Source organism: Ruegeria sp. AL3 (assembly GCF_056536065.1).
This window is the reverse complement of sequence record NZ_JBQFJG010000002.1, coordinates 528,885-550,779: the sequence shown is the minus strand read 5'-3', so window position 1 is coordinate 550,779 and position 21,895 is coordinate 528,885. Positions and strand designations below refer to the sequence as shown.

Sequence of the window (21,895 nt, the reverse complement as noted above, 5' to 3'; positions counted from 1 at the left end):
CCGCTTGGGTCCGGCAGGGATCTGCCTTCACGGGCTATTCGGTGGCCCAAATCTTGCGGCGGCGTTCCTTGACCATGTCATTGCCTTCATCGGTGCCGTCGTGGAACGTGTTGAACCATTCATCCCAAGGGGTTTCCCAAGTGCCGTAGTTGCAGTCAAAAAACCGATGATGCAGCTGGTGAAAGAAATCCCCGACCTGGAACTTGGCCTTGTTGCCGAACTTCACATGCTCGAACCCGGCATGAGAGGTCGGAGCGCCGATGCCGTGATGGAACAGCAGGAAAATGGCGTGGATCGGATGAGACGGCAGCAGGAAGAAGATCATCGTATCGAACATCAGAAAGAAACTTTCGACCGGATGCATCGAAAGCCCCGACCAAGGGCCGGTATTGATGTTGCGGTGATGCCAAGCGTGGACTTTTGTATAAAGCACACCCACATGCAGCAGCCTGTGCAGCCAGTAGAAATGGAACCCGGCCCAGATCGGCACGAAGACGGTCATGGCGATGAACCAGATCGGGTTGCCGTCTAACGTGATCATCGTGATCCAGCCACTGGCATAGGAATACAGGATCAGACATTCCCAGAACGTCCAGAACGTCAATGCCGGGCCCAAGGTCCAGAACATGTTGTCCCAGACCTGATTTTTGAATGTGAACACCTTGGCGCCCTTCATCATCGGGCGCATGTCATAGCGGTATTCGTCCTGCTGCGTGCGGAACTTCCAAAGGGCCAGATGCAAACCGCCTGCGACCACCATCAGGATACAGAAATTGCGGAACCAGATTTCCGCAACCCAATCCCAGCCGAAGGTCTCGATCCTGCTCAAAGAAGGCGTCAGATAGGTCCAGCTGATGACCGCAAAGACCAGCAGCAGCGCCCGCAATGCAAGCGGATTCCAGCTTTGCAGCAGGTATTTCAACGCGGCCAGAGGTTTCATCGGCCAATCCCAATAGGGTGCGGTCTGAATCGGCAATTGAGGCGTGTAATTCCAGATCTTGCGCTTGGCTCGTGGCGGCAGGGCGGGGTCTGACATAGAAGGCTCATTTCATCTGTTCACTGATTACAAGCCTAAGGCGGGGGATCAAAAGCTCAGACCTAATTGTCTTGCCGGTGAGGCTAAGTTCTGCTTAGCCTGTCGGAATGAACGCCCGCGTCCCTTCCCTCAACTGGCTGCGCGTATTCGAGGCTGCGGCCCGAACCGAAAGCTTTGCCCGCGCCGCGACCCAGTTGAACATGACGCCTGCCGCCGTCAGCCAGCAGGTCAAGGCGCTGGAGACAAGACTGGGCACACCCTTGTTTCACCGTCACGCGCATGCGGTTACTTTGACCGAGACCGGGCGCGCCTATCTGCCGTCGGTACAGCAATCCTTGCTCATGTTGGAAACGGCAACCGCCGGTCTGTTCGGTGAAACCCGCGAGCAAAGGCTTTACGTGCAGTCGGTGCTGCTGTTTGCACATGGCATTCTGGCCGGGGGTGTTCCCGATTTTCAGGCGGCGCATCCTCAGATCAACCTTTCGCTTTCGACCGGCAATGTCATGTCGGATTTTGCCAATCGGTTCACTGACCTTCAGATCGTGTTCGGAAACCCCGCGCTGTTCGGCTCGGAAAGTGACGAGTTGATGCGCGAACATCTCTATCCCATCGCCCCGCCCGAGATTGCTGCCCGGATCGAGACGGCAAAGGACTTGTTCGACTTCACCTTGATCGAAGTTTCGACCCATCGGGCAAGCTGGCCGCATTGGTTCGAACACCAGCGGCTGCCAGCAGGCCAGGCACGGTATTTTTTTGCCGACAATTCGGTGATGGCGGCCGAGCTCTGCGCCAGCGGATGCGGCATTGCCTTGGCGCGCGCGCCCGCGTCAGATCGCATTATGAAACTGTCGGGCTTGGTCCCTTGTCTGCCGGACATCTCCTGCCCGGGGCAGGAAGCTTATCATCTGGTCTATCCCTCCCGCACGGCGCTGCGCCCGGCAGCGCGTACGTTTCGCGATTGGCTGATGGATTACAGCGCCGCCGTCCAGACGCGGTAACGCCCCTGCCCGGTGACCTCGCGAACCAGACCCCGCTGCGCGAACAGGTCGAAATTGCGCTGTACCGCCGCGCGGGAAGCCTTGGTCAGGTCTTCTGCCAAAGGCGCGGATACCATGGGCCAGGCCGTCAATGCAGTGATCAGGCGCGGCGGGGTGCGGCCGCTCAGATCCTGCGTGACCTTTTTGGCTTTCGCCTCCCACGCGCTGATCCGGTCCAGGTGCAACAACGCTGCAAGGGCTGCCTGCCCTGCGCCGCCGATCCATGCGCTCAGTTTTTCCGCCGGATCCCCCGAGCCGCGCAGCGCACGCGGCCCGGACAAGGCCAAGGGCATAAACTGCGCACCGCCACGCCCCATGGAGGCCGCATGCCGCGCGGCTATGACGGCTGCTTCCGTGTCTTGTCCGATGCCTTGTGACACCGCCCGCCACGCGTGAAACGCAATTGCCGACTGCGTCACAGGATGCAGCCCTTCGGCGTTTTGCATGACCTCGGCCAGATCAATGATGGATTCCGGGGTCGCGTCGGCCCCCTGAGCCAGTCGGTCAAGAAACGCGGTCAGCCCCCGTTCCCAACCGCCGGCAGCAGGCGGCGCGCCCGAACTCAAGCGTCGTACAGCCCATCCGGCCCGGAACAGGGCCTGCACGTCATCATGAGTCGCGCCGATCCGCAAACCGGTCCACAAGGCCAATCGATCCACGCTGATCCGGTCTCCGGTCCACCACCCCAGATCGGACGTCTCCATCAATGCCAAGCGATGCGTCCAGCCTTCGGGGCCCGCTCGCAACCGTTCATCCAGCGCGCCAAAAGTCAGGGCCAGATCTGCAAGTTCCGCAGAAAGGTCGGACTGCGCTGCCCGCCAATCACGCGGATCGAACAGCAGGCGCTGTTCGCGTCGCGGCCCGGGCAAAAAGAATCCCTCGTCTTCCTCGACTTCATCCGGTGGCAAGAACCACAGGTCGTCCTCTTCGGACGGATCGCCGTCATAGATGCTGGCGGGGCCAAGATCTTCGGCCTCGTCTTCAGGAAGGGGCAAGGGTTTCTTCGACGTCATACCCCGCATTCTTCGGGCATTCCCGTTGGTTCACAAGGGGTATTCCGTCAGCCCGCAAAGGTTCGGGTCAGAACATCCAGTTCGCTGCTCAAATCGGTCTGCGGAGAGCTGCCCAGCAGCATGTAACCATAGCCATCCTGCGCCCAGGTCGCTGTTGCCAAACCGCTCAGAATGGCCTGTTTGACCTCTGCCTTCGGGGCGTTCGGCCCCTGACGGATAACACAGAAGGCAAAAGGTTGACCCTGCTCATCGGCGAAAACGACCTGAACCAAGGGCTTTCCCTTGAACGAAAGAACCTGTGCTCGCTTCAACTCCAGCCCAGGCAGGGAGTCCAGCGCTTCACGGTTCAGAGACCTGCCAAGTGCTGCCTCGGCCATCGCGAACTGCTTGTCCAGCGATGCCTCGGAACTGTCCAGCGAGACAATCGTCTCGGGCACATAAAGCGACTGATAGATTGCCGCTTGCTGCGCCCAGCCCGGTTCCGCCGGACGCGTCGCCCAGAATGTCAGGGCGACGGCTGCAACCCCGACGCCCGCGGCCACGACCAGAAGGCGCAGAAACCCAGCATTGGTGTTTTGCGCCACGGGTTCCGGCAAATCGACCTTCGGCGCCGCGGTGGGCAGTTTCTCAAAGACCTGCCCAACGACAGGCGCAAACGGATCCAGCGCCATCAAGCGGCGTTCAAGCTCGACATCATCCTCAACCGCGGCCTCGATGGCGCGGCTCTGAGCCTCATCCAGCGTGCCTTCCAGATACGCCAACAGCGTCTCGTCGGAAAACGTCATTTGCCACTCCGTCGCGCGGTGTCTGCCGCCTCAAACTGCATCACGGTTTTCAGTTTCCGCCGGGCATTCGATAGCCGGCTCATGATTGTGCCGATGGGAACGTCCAGCAATGCAGCGGTTTCGCGATAGCTGTACCCTTCGACGAACACAAGCATGACCGTTTCCCGCTGCGCTTCTGGCAGCTGCATCACTTGAGTAAACACTTCAGCCGCAAAAATATTCGTTTCTGAATCCGGCAAAGTTGCGACCAGTTCCGCTTCCGGGGTCACGGACAGCGCCTGTGCCCGCCGGACGGAACGAGACCGCACTTCGTTCAACCAGATTGACCGGCAGATCGTCATCAGCCAACTGTCCAGACGATCATGCGATGTTACCTGATGATGCCGCTCAAGCGCACGCAGGCATGTAGCCTGCACCAGATCGTCCGCCACATCTGATGCCCCCGACAACGCCAGAGCAAACCGCCAGACGCGTCTTGAGTGCATCTGTACGGCGTCACGAACGGCCTGTTCGGAAGTCATCTCGGCACTCATCGAATAAAACGCGACCTGTGTGTGTTTGTCAGAAACGGACCCGGCCCGCAGGGCCAAAACTGACATAAACCGCGGAGGAAAGAAATGAAACTTCTGTTGAAGGCAGTCACGTTTGCGTCGGCAATTGTTGCAACACCCATTTGGGCAGCAGATTGGACACTGGAGTCCGACCACTCGCATCTGGCCTATGGAACGATCAAGAAAAACGCGGTGGGCGAGGTCAACAGTTTCACCGGCCTGAGCGGACACGTGACACAGGAGGGCATAGCCGAAATCGAAATCGACCTGTCCTCGGTCGAGACCAACATAGATATTCGCAACGAACGAATGATCGAATTTGTATTCCGCCAAGCACCCACTGCGCGCCTGACGGCCGAATTCGACATGGCGAAGGTTTCAGGGCTGGCCGTGGGTGAAACCACCACTCTGGAAGCTGCTTCCGTGCTTTCGCTGGCCGGCACGGAAGTTGAATTTGACGCGGAAATGTTCGTCGCACGCTTGTCCGAGACGTCAGTGCTTGTTTCGACAAACGACATGGTGTTTCTCAGCACGGAAGACGCCGGTGTGAACGCCGGCGTGGACAAGCTTATGGAATTGGCAAGCCTGCCCGGCATCACCCGAACGGTACCTATTACGGCCCGGCTGATCTTTAACACGGATGAAGAGCAGGCCTCGACGGCATCGGAAGCCACAGAGGATGTTGCTGCCGCAGATGTTCAGGGGGACGCGACGGCGGGCAAAAAGGTGTTTCGCAAATGCAGTGCCTGCCACAAATTGAAAGAAGGCAGCCATGGTGTTGGCCCGTCCCTGCACGGTATTATCGGCACAAAGGCCGGACAGGCAGAGGGATACAAGTATTCGACAGCGCTGGAAAGTTCCGACATCGTTTGGACGCATGAGACCCTGAGCGCGTTCCTGACGGATCCCAAAAGGTATCTTCAGGGCAATCGAATGCAGTTTCGCGGCCTGAAAAAGAACGAAGATATTGTTAACCTTCTTGCATATTTGCAAGAAGAGGGGTGAAGGCAACGCCCGAGAGACCTGGCCGCAGCGCTGAATTTCGATTTCCAACAACCGGCCCCGGACAGGATCGGATACGATACTTGTGCCCGTTCCCTGTCTGGTTTTCGGATCAACACGTGTTCAAAGTCAGGAAATACAGCCTTCTGTCAGCGGGTTCATGCCGGACATACGACTCGTTTGTGGCAAAACAGCCCGTGTTTTACGACGTTTTTTTGCGAATCCTGTCGCGCCACCAACCCTGCCTGCGGCCGTACAAAGGGGCAAATCGCAGTTGTCCTTGCGCCTTCCAACTCTTGTCCGATCGTCAACCAGCCATTATTTAGCGGGCGTACAGCTCAGACAGTCGGGATGGGCCGCTCTGCCGCAGCTTGGCATCTGTCCTTTAGGCCCGACAAAATATAGGTTAACTGAGCGTGCGCACAGTTTCACGATTTGGAGAACGCAATGATAAAGCGCGCCTGGAACAAATGGCGATCAGGCTATATGGGCCGCCTTGTAGGTGATAGCTTTTACGCGCAAGGCAAACTGTATGGTATTGCGGTTCTGGCAATGATTGCCGTGGCGGTCACCACGGCCGGCTCCGCATATATGATGGAATACATTGTCGATGCCATGACCAGCCCCGATTTGCAGGGTTGGGCACATGTCATTGCGCTGGGGGTTGTCCTTCTGTTTCTGGTCAAGGCGGTCGCATCCTATATTCAGGCTATCTACCTCGCCCGCGCAGGCAATCGGATCGTGGCGGAACAGCAGGACAAGGTTTACCGAAAACTGCTCAGACATGGGGTCGCGTTCTTTTCGACCAATGAATCGTCGGACCTTCTGATGCGTACAACCCATGGCGCGCAGGCGGCCAGAAGCCTGATCGATGTGCTGGTCACCGGGTTTGTCCGCGACGCCCTGACTCTGGTCGGGCTGGTTGCGGTCATGGTGTATCAGCAGCCCGTTCTGTCCGTCTTGTTCTTTGTCGTGGGTCCGATTGCCCTGTTGGGTGTTCGCTATCTGCTGAAGAGCGTACGCACGATCATGCAGGCCGAATTCAAGTCGCTGGCGGAAATCATTCGGGTGCTGCAAGAGACCTCGGCAGGGATCAAGGTCATCAAGGTTTTCTCCCTCGAAGACCGGATGATCAACCGCATGGACACCGCCATCCGCAAAGTTGAACAGCGGTCGAACGACATCGCCAAGTTGCAGTCCATTGCCAGTCCTCTCATGGAGTTTCTGGCCGGCCTCGCCGTGGCGGGTGTGCTTTTGGTCAGCACGATGGGAATCGCGGGTACGGAACAACCCAGCGCTGGCCAGTTGATGTCCTTTATCACAGCGTTGCTGATGGCCTATGAACCTGCCAAGCGGCTGTCGAAAATGCGCGTTCAGATCGAAACCAGCATGGTAGGTATCAGCATGTTGTTCGGCCTGCTGGATCAGGACGACACGATGGTGGAAAGCCCCGAAGCCCATGACCTGATCAAAGGCCCCGGCCAGATCACGCTGCGCGATGTGACTTTCGGATATCAGGGTGCCGTACCTGTGATCGAAAACATGAACGTCACGTTCGAGGCCGGCAAGACCACCGCGCTGGTCGGTCAGTCCGGCGGTGGCAAGTCTACGATATTCGGGCTGATCATGCGGTTCTACGATCCCGATGAGGGCAGCGTCGAGATCGATGGCCAGGATCTGCGCGAGGTCAGCTTTGCGTCCCTGCGAAAAAAAATCTCTTATGTCGGTCAGGATACGTTCCTGTTTTCGACGTCGATCATGGACAACCTGCGCTGCTCGGCCCCTGACGCAACCGAGGAAGAGGTCATTGCCGCTGCCAAAGCCGCACATGCGCACGAGTTCATCATGGACCTGCCGGAAGGGTACGAAACGCAAGTCGGCGAAAACGGAACCTTCCTGTCAGGTGGTCAGAAACAGCGAATTGCGATTGCACGCGCAATACTGAGAAATTCCGAGATCCTGCTTTTGGACGAGGCCACAAGCGCGCTGGACGCTGAATCGGAATCGCTTGTCAAAAAGGCTCTGGACACCCTGACAAAGGATGTGACCGTCGTCGTCATTGCGCACCGACTTTCGACTGTTCTGGAAGCGGATAAGATTATCGTGGTTCAGGATGGCTCGATCGTGGAACAGGGCAATCTGGACGAGTTGATGAAAAAGAACGGAGCCTTCCGCAACCTGTTCGATCAGCAATTCAAAAAACACGAACCCTCGGCGGAAGTGGCAGAGTAGCCCCTGCATTCGGTCTGGCACATGCCTCCCTTCTCCGGGCAAGACCCGTCCGGAAGAGGGGCGGAGTATTCTTGTCACGCGCGTCCGTGCATCGAAGTCATCAGGCCCAAGCCGCCCAAGGGATATGGCCGCTCGGGCCGCACTTGGGGAAATAGACGGTCCTGTCTTACGTACGGGTTCGAAGATGGCGGTCTCGACGATAGCGACACAAACATGTGGCATGGTCGCCCACGCCGGCGCGCCGTTCCTGCCAGCGCCTGGGCACGGAGGTTCTCCGACAAGAAGTCAACGTCGCTTTTCTTGAGGCCGCCCTGTTTGCCACCGTCTCACACCAACGCAAAAACCTACTTGCATTACAAGGGGTACAGACACGCGACCTGATGCGTTTCTCCGGCCAGTTCAGGCAATGTTGCCCTGCACTGATCGGTTGCCAGCCAACATCTTTGCGCAAAGGCGCAACCTTTTGGAATTTTCATTGGCGACGGCAGTTCGCCCTCAAGCTTGATCCGTTCTTTTCGGGCCATAGGGTCGGCTCGGGGCGTCGTGGACAGCAACGCCTTGGAATAGGGGTGGCGCGGCGCGGCGAACAGCTGTTCTTTGGGCGCCTTTTCAACAGCGCGCCCCAGATACATCACGATCACGTTGTCTGCAAAATGTCGAACCACGGAAAGATCGTGCGAAATAAACAGATAGGCGAGGTCAAGCCGTTCCTGCAAATCCACAAGCAGGTTCAGGATCTGCGACTGGATCGAGACGTCGAGTGCCGAAACCGGCTCATCCAGAACCAGGACCCTGGGATTCAACATGAGCGCGCGTGCAATGGCGATACGCTGACGCTGCCCGCCAGAGAACATATGAGGATAGCGATCATAATGCTCGGGGCGTAATCCCACCATCTCGATCATGTCGCGCGCTTGTGTCTCGCGGTCTGCGGCGGACATGTCCGGGCGATTGATGATCAGCGGTTCCTGCAAGATCTGGCCGATGCGTTGACGTGGATTCAGCGATCCATACGGATCCTGGAACACGATTTGCACCGTTTGCCGCATCTTGCTCCACCGCGACGGGGTAATGTCGACACTATCAATCGTCAGCCTGCCCGACGTCGGCTCTTCAATCATCGTGACCAATCGCGCCAATGTTGACTTGCCACAGCCGGACTCTCCGACGATGGCCAGAGTCTTTCCCGGTTTCAGTTCGAAATCCACCCCAGAAAGGGCCTTTACCGTCGCTGACTTGGACAGCAACCCGCCCTTCACCGTGTAAAACCGGGTCAGATCTTTCGCCTGAACGATGGGGTCGGTCATGCCAATTCTCCGGCCGCAATTTTTTCTACGTGGTGACAACGCGCCTTGCCGAAGGCGTCGGCATGGGGGGTCGGCGGTATTTCAGCGCAAGTTGCATCAGAAAACCGGCATCGGGGGCTGAACAAGCACCCTGCGGGGCGATCGAATTGACCCGGCACAACGCCGGGAATCGTCGGGAGGATCTTGGAGGTCGCGCGCTCGGGCAAGGCGCTCAGCAGGGCCGATGTATAGGGATGACGCGGCGTGCGGAACAAATCACGCACGGGCTGCTCTTCGACTTTTTGTCCGGCATATTGCACCTGAACCCGTTCGGCGGTTTCGGCCACCACCCCCATGTCATGAGTGATCAGCACAAGGCCCATATCGTGCTCGTCCCGCAACCGAACCAGCAGGTCGAGTATCTGTGCCTGAATGGTGACATCCAGCGCAGTGGTCGGTTCGTCCGCAATCAGCAGCTTGGGCTTGCAGGCGATGGCCATCGCGATCATGACGCGCTGGTTCATGCCCCCTGACATCTGATGTGGAAAGGTGGTCAGACGGCTTTCCGGGGCCGGGATGCCGACCTGGTCGAACAGCTCAATCGCGCGCTGGTGGCGGTCCTTGCGGTTCAAACCTAGATGGATGCGCAGAGCCTCTTTGATCTGAAATCCCACCGTGAAACAGGGGTTCAGCGACGACATCGGCTCCTGAAAGATCATCGCCATGTCCTTGCCGATGATCTTGCGGCGATCGCGGGCCGAAAGACCGGCCAGATCCAGCCCCTCAAAGCGCATCTCGTCAGCGGTGATCGTCGCGGTCCAGGGCAACAACCCCATCAGCGCCAGCATCGACACCGACTTGCCCGAGCCGCTTTCGCCGACGATGGCCATCAGCTCGCCCCTGTCGACCGACAGATCGACACCGTCCACGGCGCGGAACTTGCCCGAGGCCGTGGCGAATTCAACAGTCAGGTTGCGGATCTGCAAAAGCCTCATGCGATCAGCTCCGTTTCAGTTTCGGGTCAAGCGCATCACGCAGGCCATCACCCATCAGGTTGATGGCAAGAACGGTGACAAGAATCGCCAGACCGGGGAAAGTAACCACCCACCAGGCGCGCAGTATGAATTCGCGCGCTTCGGCCAGCATGGTGCCCCATTCCGGGGTGGGCGGCTGCGCGCCCATGCCCAGAAAGCCCAATGCAGCTGCATCCAGAATTGCTGTCGAAAAGGACAACGCCGCCTGGACGATGATGGGAGCCAGACAATTGGGCAGCACGGTGATGAACATCAACCGTGACCTGCCAGCGCCTGCCACGCGCGCCGACGTGACATAATCCTTCTGACGTTCCGCCAGAACCGACGCGCGGGTCAGGCGCACATAGTGGGGTTGGAAAACGATGGCGATGGCAATCATCGCGTTCGTCAGCGACGGGCCAAGGATGGCCACCAGCACCAGTGCCAACAGCAGCGACGGAAAGGCCAGAACGATATCCATCACCCGCATGATCAGCGTATCGACCCATTTGGGGGCAAAGCCCGACAGCAGGCCAATCATCACGCCGCCCGACACCGCCACACAGACGACGACGATTCCAACAAAGAAGGAATAGCGCGAGCCCATGATCAGGCGCGACAGCATGTCCCGACCCAGCGGATCGGTACCCAACGGGAAAGCCCAGCTTCCGCCCTCCTGCCAAGCAGGCGGTTGCAGGATATGATCGCGGAACTGTTCGGTTGGGTCATAGGGGGCCAGAAGGGGCGCAAAAGCTGCACAAAACACAAAGGCTGCAAAAACCCAAAGCCCGATGACAGCGCCGCGGTTTTCGCTGAAGTAGTACCAGAACTCTCGCAGGGCGCTGGGGCGGTCTTCCGTTCTGGGCGGGGTTGAAGATAGTTCGGCCATCACCGCCTCCGAATTTTGGGGTTGATGATGCCATAAAGGACATCGACCAGCAGGTTCACCAGCATCACGATCACCGCGATCATCAGCAATCCGCCCTGAACAACCGGGTAGTCACGGCGAAAGATGCTGTCGACCATCCACTTTCCTATGCCCGGCCAACTGAAGATGGTTTCGGTCAGGATGGCCCCCGCCAGCAACGTGCCCACCGACAGGCCGATCACCGTAACAACCGGAATCAAAGCGTTTCGCAGCGCGTGCAATCCATTGATCCGCGAAGGTGACAAACCCTTGGCGCGCGCGGTGCGGATGTAATCTTCGCCCAGAACTTCCAGCATCGCCGACCGGGTCTGGCGTGCGATAACCGCCAGCGGAATCGTTCCCAGCACAATCGTCGGCAGGATCAGATGGCGCACGGCTGATCCGAATGCTCCTTCCTGACCCGACAACAGGCTGTCGATCAGCATAAAGCCCGTGACGCTGGGAAAATAATACAACAGGTCGATGCGGCCCGAGACCGGCGTCCAGCCCAGATTGCCCGAGAAAATGATGATCAACAGCAGCGCCCACCAGAAGATGGGCATCGAGTACCCGACCAGCGCCGAGGACATCAGCGCCCGGTCAAAGAACTTCCCTCGGTTCACCGCCGCGATCACACCTGCGGGCAGACCCAGCGCAACGGCAAAGATCATGGCGCAAAGGGACAACTCCAGCGTTGCGGGGAACAGCGAAAAGAACTCATCCCATACGGGTTTCCTTGTGACAAAGCTTTCGCCCAGATCACCCTGAAGCACTCCGGTGAGGTAATCCCAATACTGCTGCAACACCGGCTTGTCGAAACCCAGCTTTTCGACCATTTCCTGATAACGTTCTTCCGTCATGCCGCGTTCCCCGGCCATCACGATGATCGGATCGCCGGGCAGCACCCGGATGAACATGAACGAAATCAACGTCACGCCCAGAAATGTCGGAACAAACAGGCCAAGACGGGTAAGGAAATAGCCAAGCATCAGCGACCTATGATTGTAAGTTCTTTGGGAAAGCGGGTCAGTGACCGACAGCCATCCCCGGTGACGAGAACGTCATCTTCTATGCGAACGCCGAACTTGTCCAATGCATACAGACCGGGTTCGTTGGTCCAGACCATGCCCGGCAGGATTTTTTGGCTGTTGCCGCGCATGATATACGGCGCCTCATGCACATCCCGGCCCAGACCGTGACCTGTCTTGGTCCGGATACGATCGGCAAAGGGCGAGGCCTCAAGCACGCCTGTGACGGCGTCGTCGATGTCATGCGCTGTCACGCCGGGGCGGCAGGCTTCGAACCCGGCTTTGTTGGCGCGCAAAACCGTGTCGTAGACATCCCGGCCTTCGTCCGGGACGTCCTGAACGAAAAAAGTTCGCGTAATGTCGGCCGCAAAACCATGTTTTCGAGCGCCAAAGTCGAACAGCAAGGCATCGCCTGCTTTGATCCGGTAGTCGGCGCGCGCCTTTCCGTGCGGTCGTGCCGAGTTGTCCCCCGCAGCCACGATGGGGGAAAAGGCCAACGACTCGGCGCCTTCCGCAAAAAGCGCCTGTATCAGCGCCTGCTCGATCTGTTTTTCGGTCTGACTTGCACGAACACCTGCAATCACACGCTCCAACGCGCGTTCCGAAATATCGATGGCCGCTTGCAGCGCGGCGATGTCTTCTTCGGTTTTGATGATGCGAAGGCCTGAGATTTCGCGCTCGCCGTCCACAATCCGCAGATCCGGAATTGCGCGGGCAAACGCGTCTGACACGAAAAACCGCATCACCTGACCTTCGACGGCCAACGATCTGATCGGACGATGCGCTGCCAGCGCGGAAAATGCGCGGTCATAGCCGGTCTGATCGCGCCAGTCGAATACGGCACCCTCAAATCCAACCAGATCCCATGAGGCGAGTTCCAGATTGGGCACGATCGCCGCCGGATCACCCAGGGCCGGAATCACCACGACAAAAGGGCGCTCGTGGCTCATGAAGGATTTGCCCAATGCGCGGGTGAAATTCGGACCCGGCACCAGGGCCACTGCGTCCACTGACATATCCATTGCCAATTGGCGGTATTCGGACAAATCCGGCATTCTGCCCGACCTCCTCAATAAGAAAGCCGGAGCCACCAATCAGGTGGCTCCGGTTTGTGAGTGGTGGTTTATTCGACGCTCACACCATAGAAGATGTGACCGCCCAGAGGGTGCACCTTATAGCCTTGCACCTTGTTGCTCATGGGCATGTAAACGACCGAATGCGCGATGGTTGCCCACGGAGCCTGCTCTTTGAACACAACCTGCGCTTCTTCATACAGTTTGGTCCGCTCGGCCTGATCCGTGCTTTGCTTGGCCTTCAGGATCAGGTCTTCGAATGGCTGATGGCACCATTGCGCCCGGTTGGATGCTTCGACCCCGTCACAGCCCAGCAAAACCGCCAGGAAGTTGTCCGGGTCGCCATTGTCCCCGGTCCAGCCCAGCAGAACGGCACCGTCCCGGTTCAGTTCTTTCGAGCGGGACAGGTATTCACCCCATTCGTACGAGACGATTTCGACGCCCACACCGATCTTGGCGAAATCCGCCTGGATCAATTCGGCCATGCGACGGGCATTGGGGTTGTAGGGGCGCTGGACGGGCATGGCCCAGATTTTCATCGACAGGTCCGAAACACCTTCGGCCTCAAGCATCGCCTTGGCCGCTTCGGGATCATAGGGATCGTCCACGATGGCGTCGTTGTAGCCCCACATGGTAGGCGGGATCGGGTTCTTGGCCACCTGGCCCGAGCCCTGGAAGACCACGTCGATGATCGCCTGCTTGTCGATCGCCATGTTCAGCGCTTTGCGCACCTTCGGATTGTCGAATGGCGCCATGGTGGTGTTGTAGGCCAGATAACCAACGTTCAGGCCCTCTTGTTCCAGCATGTTGATGTCCGGATCATCCTTCATTGCCTGAATGTCGGCAGGGTTCGGATAGGGCATCACATGACATTCGCCTGCTTTCAGCTTTTGATAGCGCACAGACGCATCCGGCGTGATGGCAAAGATCAGGTTTTCGACCTGCGCCGGGTCGTTCCAATACGCATCATTGGCCGCGTAACGGATCACCGCGTCTTTTTGATATGCCACGAACGAGAAAGGTCCGGTGCCGATGGGTGCCGTATTCAGTTTTTCCGGCGTACCGGCTTCCATCATTGCCGCAGCGTATTCCGCCGACACGATTGAGGCAAAGTCCATCGCCATATTGGCGACAAACGGTGCTTCGGGCTTGGACAGGGTAAATTTCACCGTGTAGTCGTCGATCTTTTCGATGGACTCGACCAGATCAGGCATCCCCATACCCTGGAAATATTCCCAGGTTCCGCCTGACACTTGATGATAAGGGTGGTTTTCGTCTTTCTGACGCATGAAGGAGAAAATCACGTCATCCGCGTTGAAATCGCGGGTCGGCGTGAACGCGTCATTCGAGTGGAACTTGACGCCCTGGCGCAGCTTGAAAGTGTATTCCAGACCATCATCGCTGGCCTCGACACTTTCGGCCAGGCCGGGGACCACATTGGTCGTGCCCGTTTCAAATTCAAGCAACCGATTGTAGATCGGATGTGAAGACGCATCAAAGGTCGTCCCCGCGGTGTACAGCGCAGGATCGAACCCTTCAGGCGATCCTTCGGAACAATATACAAGTGTATTTGCCTGCGCCACGGCGCCCGTCAGGGCGATCGCAGTGGTTGCGGCCAGAAGTTTGAGGTTCATGATTTTCTCCCAGAAAAGGACTTTGAAAGACAATCGCATGGCTCTTTGTCGCCAGAGCATTCAGTGACAGCATAGGTCGTCGCGATCCCTCTGCCTAATGTATCCAAAATACAATATCTAATGTCAACAGTGTCTTTCTGCCGAAATCTTTGAGGAGTCTTTCTACCGTTGCACCCTGATTTCCGGATCTCATTCTCATCTTCGCTGCGAAATCGATACGACGACCCGAAACCCTCTCCCGGGCACTCAGACCTTTCTGTTAATGGGTGCTGTTAGCATGCGCTCATTGCCTGCACTCTCACGTCTTGTTCGTATGCGTAACCGCGCGCCAATCCCCCGAGGGAGGGTTGGTCAAAAGCTTGTTTGCGCGCAGCTTCATGGCGACGGACACAGGGTCCCCGCCCCGCGTTTTGTCCGCGGCCTCAAACGCAGCTATCGCCTGCTCGAACCGGCCGGAACGATAATGCGCAAGACCTTGTTCGTAGGTCTCGATCCAATCAAGGGATCCTTCAAAACCGTCGGCCATCGCAATCAGCTCATAGACCACCAGCTCCTCGGTCCGGCCAAAGACCGCGAGCGTGTCCAGCTCTCGGACGACAATTGCATCGGCGGCTTCGTGCCGGGTCTCGGGACCGATCAGAATGCGCGTACCATACTCCTTGTTGGCCCCTTCCAATCGGCTGGCCACATTCACGACGTCACCGATCGCCGTGTAGTTCAACCGCTGCTCTGACCCAATGTTGCCAACCAGAGCTTCACCGCTGTTCAACCCGATCCTGACACGCAGGGAATTTCCGGCCTCGTCTTTGATGCCCGCATCTTCCACGGTCGCGACAAGATCCAGCGCCGCGCGGCAGGCATTTTCGGCATGGCGAGCATCCTTGCGAGGTGCCCCCCAGATCGCCATGACCGCGTCACCCATGAATTTGTCGATCGTCCCGTCATGGCGCGCGACGGCAGCTGCGGCCGCAGAGAAAAAGGGCTCCATCAACTGGATGATTTTGGGGCCGAGTTTTTCCGACAACCCGGTGAATCCGGTCACATCGCAAAACAATACGGATATCTGCTTCATGTCGCCACCGGGCTGCGTTTTGATGCCTTCAGCGACCAGCATTTTCACAAGATCGGTCGGCACGTATTTTCTGAACGCGGACAATCCTGCTGCCATGCTGGCCGTTGCCGCAGACAGATTGGCAAGCTCGGAAAGGTTTGAAGGCCGGCGTGGAATGCGTTCGACGTCGAAGCGTTCGATCTTGCTCAGATCCTCGGCAATGCGCGCCAAAGGATTGGCTACAATTCGACGGATCAACCAGATCGCCAGAGCGGTTGAGACGATCACGACCCCGATCAGGATATAGATCAGGTCTATCAAGGTTGCATTGATACCCGACAAAAACGCCGCCTCCGGAATGACCGTAGCGACGCGCCACCCGTAAAAACCCAAAGGTGTCAGGGCCACCGCATAGGGGACGCCATCGATCACCACGCGCTTCGTCGAACTGCCCGCTGTCTTTCCATCCGGATCGCCCAACAGTTTTTCCCCCGAGATCTTGGCAACCTCGTACAGTTCACCCTCGCCCATGCGCGCCGGTGTAACTTCGTCCGCTTTTGCGTCGGGAACGGCAATTACTTTGCCATCAGCATCCAGAATAAAGGCAGCTCCAAATTCGCCGGGCTCGAGCGTCGCCAGAAAGCGTGACAAACGGTCGGTTTCTATTGCGACCGCAAGGACACCCTGCCGTGCCCGGTTGACATCGATCGGCCCCGCAAATGCGTATACGGTCTTGTCACTGCCCGGAAGATCGCGCGCTTCGATCCATCCCATCGTGTCCAGGGACATGAAATTGTTGAACCAGGCATGATCGCGAGGATCATAAGAGGTCGGAACAAAGGTCCTTTCTTCGAACTGAATATCCCCGGGAACAAAAATGTATCGATCGGTTCGCAGGTTCCGGTCGCGGATGGCCTTGTCGATCTCGATCATCTCAAGCCCGCTGTCGCCCAACCGATGCGACGCGAAAAAATTGCCGTCCGGCCAACCGAAGAAAATCCAGGAAATATTCGGCTGCGCCTGCAACTGAGACAGAAACACGAACTCTCGTTTATCGGCCTGCCGTGTTGCGATGACATTCTGTACAAAAATCGTGCGCACCGCCGACCATGCGGCTTCGGCGGATCTGAGGGTTGCCCCGACTTCGATACGGACCGCGTTTGCAATCTGGCTGTTGATCTCAGCGGCAAGCATGCGGCTGTTGTCACGCGCGGTCGTCCACCACAGCGAATGAACAACAAAGGTCGACACGCCGATGGATACGGCGACCAGCATAGATACAGCAATGCCGACACTGAACCGCATGAAAACCCCGAAAAGAATGTCCTGTACCACAGTATTCGGTTGAGATGGCAAGAAGAGCAAAGCTTAGTTTGCTCCAACCCCTAAAAATCACGCAACTGTTAAGCACATGTGTATGCCGGGACCGAAATCAACAGCACCTGGTCACTTGCCAATGGCCAGAGGACAAACCTTGTCCGTGGCGGAAATCAACTGCCCTTGGGTCCGGGTTTGCGACGTTTTGGAACTGCGTTGCCACCCTTGGCGGATTTGACGGCCGCCGCGCGTGCACGATTCTTCTTGCTGTTTGGCTTGCCCTTCGGTGGCGGCGGACCTTTCGGCGCGTCTCCGGCTTGTTTGGAACGACCCCTCTTTTGCTCGACGCTGTCGGGCTTGCGCTTTTTAGGTTTTGCGCCCGAAGCCCTGAACTGGCTTTTTGCGTCGTCATCCGACGCTCGGCGGGTTTCGGTCGCGGGCACGGTCTGGGCAGGCGGAGCCTCGGGCTTGGATTGGCGGCGGTGGGCTTTCCGCTCAGCCGGAGAGTTTTCCTTTTTGTGTCCCGTAGGTCTGCCTTTGAACTTACTTTTGAGACCGGACCGACCGGTTGACGACAGATCCGGTGCTTTATCCAACCGCACAAGGTCTTTGGTTTCTTCGATTTTCATCTCTGGACCAATGGCGGTCAGAAAGCGGTCGACACTGGCTTCACTGATTTCGAAATAAGTTACGTCCTCGGCAATCCGAATGGCACCGATGTCGTCTTTTGTCAGATCGCCCGCCTTGCAGATCATCGGCAGCATATGACGGGGGGACGCATTCTGATTGCGCCCTTCGGACAATGAAAACCAGACGCCGGGCCCAAAGGATGCCCGTGGTCTTGGGGTGGTCTGATCGACCGCCGACAGCTCTTCCGGGGCGGAATGGCGCAGTTTGTATTGCCTGAGGTAAGCGGCCGCGATTTGTTCGGGCGTGAAGCGAGCAATGAGTTTTTCAACAGACGGCCGTTCGCTTTCCGTAATCTCTACCTGCCAGTCCTCTGATGCCAGCATCCGAACCTGGTCACGCTCGTTCACGTCGTCGGCAGACGGGGCCGATCCCCATTCTGCTGTCAGCTTGGCAAATTTCAGAATGCGCTCTGCCTTTTTTCGCGATGATGGCGCGACGATCAGGGCGCTGACGCCCTTGCGCCCGGCGCGACCTGTGCGGCCAGACCGGTGCAGCAGTGTTTCATGGCTGTTGGGCAGTTCGGCATGGACCACCAGATCAAGGTTGGGCAGATCGATGCCGCGGGCCGCAACATCGGTTGCGACACAGACCCGGGCCCGTCCATCACGCATGGCCTGCAACGCGTTGGATCGTTCGCTCTGGGTCAGCTCACCGGACAGGGCCACGACAGAAAACCCCCGGTTCGACAGGCGAGCGGTCAGGCGCGAAACCATTGCTCGGGTGTTGCAGAAAACGATGGCATTGGGGGCCTCGTAATATCGCAGCACATTGATTATCGCGTTTTCACCATCACGCGGCGCCACCGTCATGGCCCGATACTCGATATCCGCGTGCTGGGTCTGTTCACCGACCGTGCTCACACGTACCGCGTCGCGCTGATACCGCTTGGCCAGATTGGCAATTGCGCGTGGCACAGTGGCAGAAAACAACAAGGTCTGACGATCTGCGGGTGTTTCATCAAGGATGAACTCAAGATCCTCGCGGAACCCCAGATCCAGCATTTCGTCCGCTTCGTCCAGGACAACCGCTCGGATAGCTGTCAGATCGATTGACCCTCGATTGATATGATCGCGAAGTCGTCCCGGAGTGGCCACAACGATATGGGCGCCTCGGGCCAACGCGCGACGTTCATCCCGAATGTCCATGCCCCCAACGCACGAGGCCAGAAACGCTCCCGCTCCGGAATACAACCAACCAAGTTCCCGTTTCACCTGAAGTGCCAGCTCGCGGGTCGGTGCGACAACCAGCGCCAACGGCGCTTCGGGTTTGCCGAGCGTTTCTTCATCGCCCAGCACCCTGTGTGCTATCGCCAGACCAAACCCAATGGTCTTCCCTGATCCGGTCTGGGCCGAAACCAACATGTCGCGCCCTTCCAGTTCGGGCTGGGTGACGGCTCGCTGAACTTGGGTCAATGTATCATAGCCCTTGCGCGCTAGCGCATCTGCAATGGTTTGTTTCACGGTGGTGGTTCTTTGTATCGGCCAGGTGATAGGCGCTGTGCGGAATTGCGATCAGCGGATCATCCAAGGGTAAAGACAGCCCCTTACCGGCTGCCATCCCGGTTGTATAGACGGGAAAACGGGCATTTTCGCCGAAAAGCTTCCAATAAGGGAACACCCTGACAGGTCAGACCCTGACGCAACCGCCAGGGCCGGGCCGCGTCAAGCCTGGGTCAACGCGGGTACGCAATTCGACATCTTGCTGGCAAATGCCTGCCGTTGGGCGTCGGAGAAACGCACCGGACACACACAATCTTGCCGATCATTTCGATGACGTGACCGTCGTCGATGCGACATGGGTCAAACAAGAGCCCGAGCGGGTTCGTTCCTGATCTTGTTGGCCCGATCTCAAGCCCCTGTTGCCCTAAGAAGTACTCTGCCACGGGTCAAACCATTCACTTTTTCGATGATGGCATCGGCATCAATGCAGTGGTGGCGATAGAGATCACCGATCGTTCCTGTCTGGCCAAAATGTTCGACCCCCATCGGAATGGTCTGATGACCGCGCACAGCGCCCAGCCACGACAATGTTGCAGGATGCCCATCAATCACGGTGACCAGATTGCAATGCGCCGGCAGGCCAGACATCAGGGCCTCGATGTGGGAAAGTGCGGCGGGGTTGCCCCGCGACCGCACGCGTTGTGCAGCCGTCCAACCGGCATTCAGCCGATCCGCGGACGTCACGGCCAGAACGCCGATATCGCGACGGCCCTCGCCGATGATACCGGCGGCCCTGATTGCCTCGGGCGCGACGGCACCTTGATAGGCGATTACAACTTCGCAATTGGGCCCCGGTTTTCGCAACCAATAGGCCCCATCGATGGCACCTTGGCGGAACTCATCGTCGACACGCTTTCCAGGCTGTTCAATCGGGTTGGTCGTCAGACGCAGATAGACGGAACCGCCGGTTTCATCGCGCAGCCATGTGCGCTCGTCCGGTTGCCCTTCACCGTCGCGTTGCAGATAGTCGAAGGCCCATTCCATGATCACCGCCAGTTCATCAGCAAAGGCGGGTTCGAATGCGGCCAGCCCGTCCTGGCTCATGCCGATCAGGGGGGTACCAACGGATTGATGCGCTCCGCCTTCAGGTGCCAGTGTCACGCCCGATGGCGTACCGACGAGAATAAAGCGTGCATCCTGATAACAGGCATAGTTTAGCGCATCGAGGCCGCGACTGACAAAGGGGTCATAGACGGTGCCGATCGGGATCAACCGTTTGCCAAACAGGGAATGCGACAGACCCGCCGCTCCCAGAAGTAGCATCAGGTTCATTTCGGCGATACCAAGCTCGATATGCTGCCCTTCCGGAGTGAACTCCCATTTCGCCGTCGAAGGGATCCGATGTTCTATGAAGGCATCGGCTTGCATGGATCGGGCAAACAGCTTGCGCCGGTTAACCCAAGGCCCGAGGTTCGTCGTGCCGGTGACATCCGGAGAGGTTGTCACGATGCGTTCGGTCAACGGGCCATCACCTTTTGACAGATCGTCAAGGATCTTGCCAAACGCCATCTGGGTCGAGATTTCACGGCTGGTGTCGACCTCGATCCGTGGCACGTCCAGCTTGTCATCGAAATAGCGGCGCGGACCCTTGGCAAAGAACGGTGCCTTTGCCAGAAAATCCTTGAATGCGGCTGGGTCCTGCACTGTCGCAAGCGGCTCCCATTCCTCGCCCTTCGGCACGCCCATATGCGACTGCCACGCGGCGAACTGGCTGTTGTTCATCAGCCCGCCGTGATTGTCCTTGTGACCTGCGATGGGGGTGCCCCACCCTTTGACGGTGTAGGCCAGGAAACAGGTCGGGCGATCATGATCGATGGCGGCAAATGTCCGGGCCATGGTCTCGACGCAATTGCCGCCAAGGTTTTCCATCAGGGCAGCCAGCTCTGCATCCGTCCGCCGTTCGATCAGGGCGGTCACATCCCCCTGATCCCCCAGATCGTCCATGAGACGCTGCCGCCAGACTGCGCCACCCATGAAGGTCAAAGCCGAATATTCCTGATTGGGGCACGCATCGATCCAGTCGCGCAGGCGATCGCCACCCGGTTCTTCAAAGGCCGCGCGTTGCAGAACCCCATATTTCACGCGCACGACATCCCAACCGAACGCATCGAAGATCTTTTCAATCCGTTCGAACAGCCCTTCGCGGACGATGCCATCCAGGGATTGCCGGTTGTAGTCAACGATCCACCACGTATTGCGCAGGTCATTCTTCCAGCCTTCCTGCAAAGCCTCGTACACATTGCCTTCGTCCAGTTCTGCGTCGCCTACAAGGGCCACCATCCGCCCCATCGGAGCATCCGAGCCCCAGCGCTTGGCCTTGATGTAATCCTGAATGATCGAAGCAAACGAGGTGATCGCGACACCCAAACCCACAGACCCGGTAGAAAAATCGACGTCGTCGATATCCTTGGTCCGGCTGGGATAGCTTTGCACACCGCCAAAACCACGGAAGTTTTCCATCTTCTCGCGCGTTTGATTGCCCATGAGATACTGCATCGCATGGAAAACCGGCGAGGCATGGGGTTTGACCGCCACCCGGTCTTCAGGGCGCAGGGCCGAAAAATAGAGCGCAGTCATGATCGACACCATCGAAGCAGACGACGCCTGATGGCCACCAACCTTGATCCCATCCACCTTTGGTCGGATCTGGTTGGCATTGTGGATCATCCAATGCGACAACCATAGCAGACGTTGTTCAACGATCTTCAACTGAGTGGGATCAATGTGCATGGCGGTCTCCG

Annotated in this window: 16 protein-coding genes; 3 read left to right on the top strand and 13 right to left on the bottom strand. The window is 58.0% G+C overall.

The window, feature by feature from the left end; all coding sequences use genetic code 11:
- Positions 1-34 precede the first annotated feature (34 nt).
- The gene (locus ACR3E6_RS18990; protein ID WP_480488754.1) at positions 35-1,036 is read right to left on the bottom strand and encodes a sterol desaturase family protein; all 1,002 of its coding nucleotides are present in this window, start codon (positions 1,034-1,036) and stop codon (positions 35-37) included.
- A 107-nt stretch (positions 1,037-1,143) separates the two neighbouring features.
- Here ACR3E6_RS18990 and ACR3E6_RS18985 point away from each other — a divergent pair, with 107 nt between their 5' ends.
- Entirely contained in the window at positions 1,144-2,034 is an 891-nt protein-coding gene (locus ACR3E6_RS18985) for a LysR substrate-binding domain-containing protein (protein ID WP_209835089.1), read from the top strand.
- Here ACR3E6_RS18985 and ACR3E6_RS18980 read toward each other — a convergent pair.
- The 3 genes from ACR3E6_RS18980 to ACR3E6_RS18970 are packed head-to-tail and all read right to left on the bottom strand — an operon-like array spanning position 2,007 to position 4,392.
- Positions 2,007-3,095, bottom strand: coding sequence for a helix-turn-helix domain-containing protein (locus tag ACR3E6_RS18980; protein WP_480488752.1), 1,089 nt, complete (start codon positions 3,093-3,095; stop codon positions 2,007-2,009). The two genes, ACR3E6_RS18985 and ACR3E6_RS18980, sit on opposite strands and share 28 nt — an antisense overlap.
- Positions 3,096-3,133: 38 nt before the next feature.
- Positions 3,134-3,871: a hypothetical protein gene (locus ACR3E6_RS18975; RefSeq protein ID WP_480488750.1), complete on the bottom strand. Its 738-nt coding sequence runs from the start codon at positions 3,869-3,871 to the stop codon at positions 3,134-3,136.
- Complete coding sequence (locus ACR3E6_RS18970; RefSeq protein ID WP_245218156.1) at positions 3,868-4,392, bottom strand: RNA polymerase sigma factor; 525 nt, start codon at positions 4,390-4,392, stop codon at positions 3,868-3,870. The genes ACR3E6_RS18975 and ACR3E6_RS18970 overlap by 4 nt, the downstream gene beginning before the upstream one ends.
- A gap of 96 nt (positions 4,393-4,488) precedes the next feature.
- On the opposite strand from ACR3E6_RS18970, the gene ACR3E6_RS18965 reads away from it, so the two are divergent.
- Together ACR3E6_RS18965 and ACR3E6_RS18960 are read left to right on the top strand one after the other, a co-directional pair.
- Complete coding sequence (locus tag ACR3E6_RS18965; protein ID WP_171636478.1) at positions 4,489-5,427, top strand: c-type cytochrome; 939 nt, start codon at positions 4,489-4,491, stop codon at positions 5,425-5,427.
- 444 nt (positions 5,428-5,871) lie between these two features.
- Complete coding sequence (locus ACR3E6_RS18960; protein WP_480488748.1) at positions 5,872-7,656, top strand: ABC transporter ATP-binding protein; 1,785 nt, start codon at positions 5,872-5,874, stop codon at positions 7,654-7,656.
- A gap of 353 nt (positions 7,657-8,009) precedes the next feature.
- Here ACR3E6_RS18960 and ACR3E6_RS18955 read toward each other — a convergent pair whose 3' ends face one another.
- The 9 genes from ACR3E6_RS18955 to ACR3E6_RS18915 all read right to left on the bottom strand — a co-directional run bounded on the left by ACR3E6_RS18955 (position 8,010) and on the right by ACR3E6_RS18915 (position 21,884).
- Positions 8,010-8,963: an ABC transporter ATP-binding protein gene (locus ACR3E6_RS18955; protein ID WP_480488746.1), complete on the bottom strand. Its 954-nt coding sequence runs from the start codon at positions 8,961-8,963 to the stop codon at positions 8,010-8,012.
- The gene (locus ACR3E6_RS18950; protein ID WP_480488745.1) at positions 8,960-9,937 is read right to left on the bottom strand and encodes an ABC transporter ATP-binding protein; all 978 of its coding nucleotides are present in this window, start codon (positions 9,935-9,937) and stop codon (positions 8,960-8,962) included. Before ACR3E6_RS18950 ends, ACR3E6_RS18955 begins: the two co-directional genes overlap by 4 nt.
- Positions 9,938-9,941: 4 nt before the next feature.
- Entirely contained in the window at positions 9,942-10,844 is a 903-nt protein-coding gene (locus ACR3E6_RS18945; protein ID WP_152460560.1) for an ABC transporter permease subunit, read from the bottom strand.
- Positions 10,844-11,851 carry an ABC transporter permease subunit gene (locus tag ACR3E6_RS18940; RefSeq protein WP_171724607.1) on the bottom strand — a complete coding sequence of 336 codons (1,008 nt, stop codon included), beginning with the start codon at positions 11,849-11,851 and terminating at the stop codon, positions 10,844-10,846. Before ACR3E6_RS18940 ends, ACR3E6_RS18945 begins: the two co-directional genes overlap by 1 nt.
- Positions 11,851-12,945, bottom strand: a complete 1,095-nt coding sequence (locus ACR3E6_RS18935) for a M24 family metallopeptidase (RefSeq protein ID WP_480488742.1) — start codon at positions 12,943-12,945, stop codon at positions 11,851-11,853. The genes ACR3E6_RS18940 and ACR3E6_RS18935 overlap by 1 nt, the downstream gene beginning before the upstream one ends.
- A 68-nt stretch (positions 12,946-13,013) precedes the next feature.
- Complete coding sequence (locus ACR3E6_RS18930; RefSeq protein ID WP_171724609.1) at positions 13,014-14,597, bottom strand: ABC transporter substrate-binding protein; 1,584 nt, start codon at positions 14,595-14,597, stop codon at positions 13,014-13,016.
- Between the two features lie 298 nt (positions 14,598-14,895).
- On the bottom strand, positions 14,896-16,953 hold the full coding sequence (locus ACR3E6_RS18925) for an adenylate/guanylate cyclase domain-containing protein (RefSeq protein ID WP_480488740.1): 2,058 nt from the start codon (positions 16,951-16,953) through the stop codon (positions 14,896-14,898).
- 185 nt (positions 16,954-17,138) lie between these two features.
- Entirely contained in the window at positions 17,139-19,115 is a 1,977-nt protein-coding gene (locus ACR3E6_RS18920; protein WP_480488738.1) for a DEAD/DEAH box helicase, read from the bottom strand.
- A gap of 387 nt (positions 19,116-19,502) precedes the next feature.
- On the bottom strand, positions 19,503-21,884 hold the full coding sequence (locus ACR3E6_RS18915) for a 1-deoxy-D-xylulose-5-phosphate synthase N-terminal domain-containing protein (RefSeq protein WP_480488736.1): 2,382 nt from the start codon (positions 21,882-21,884) through the stop codon (positions 19,503-19,505).
- Positions 21,885-21,895 lie beyond the last annotated feature (11 nt).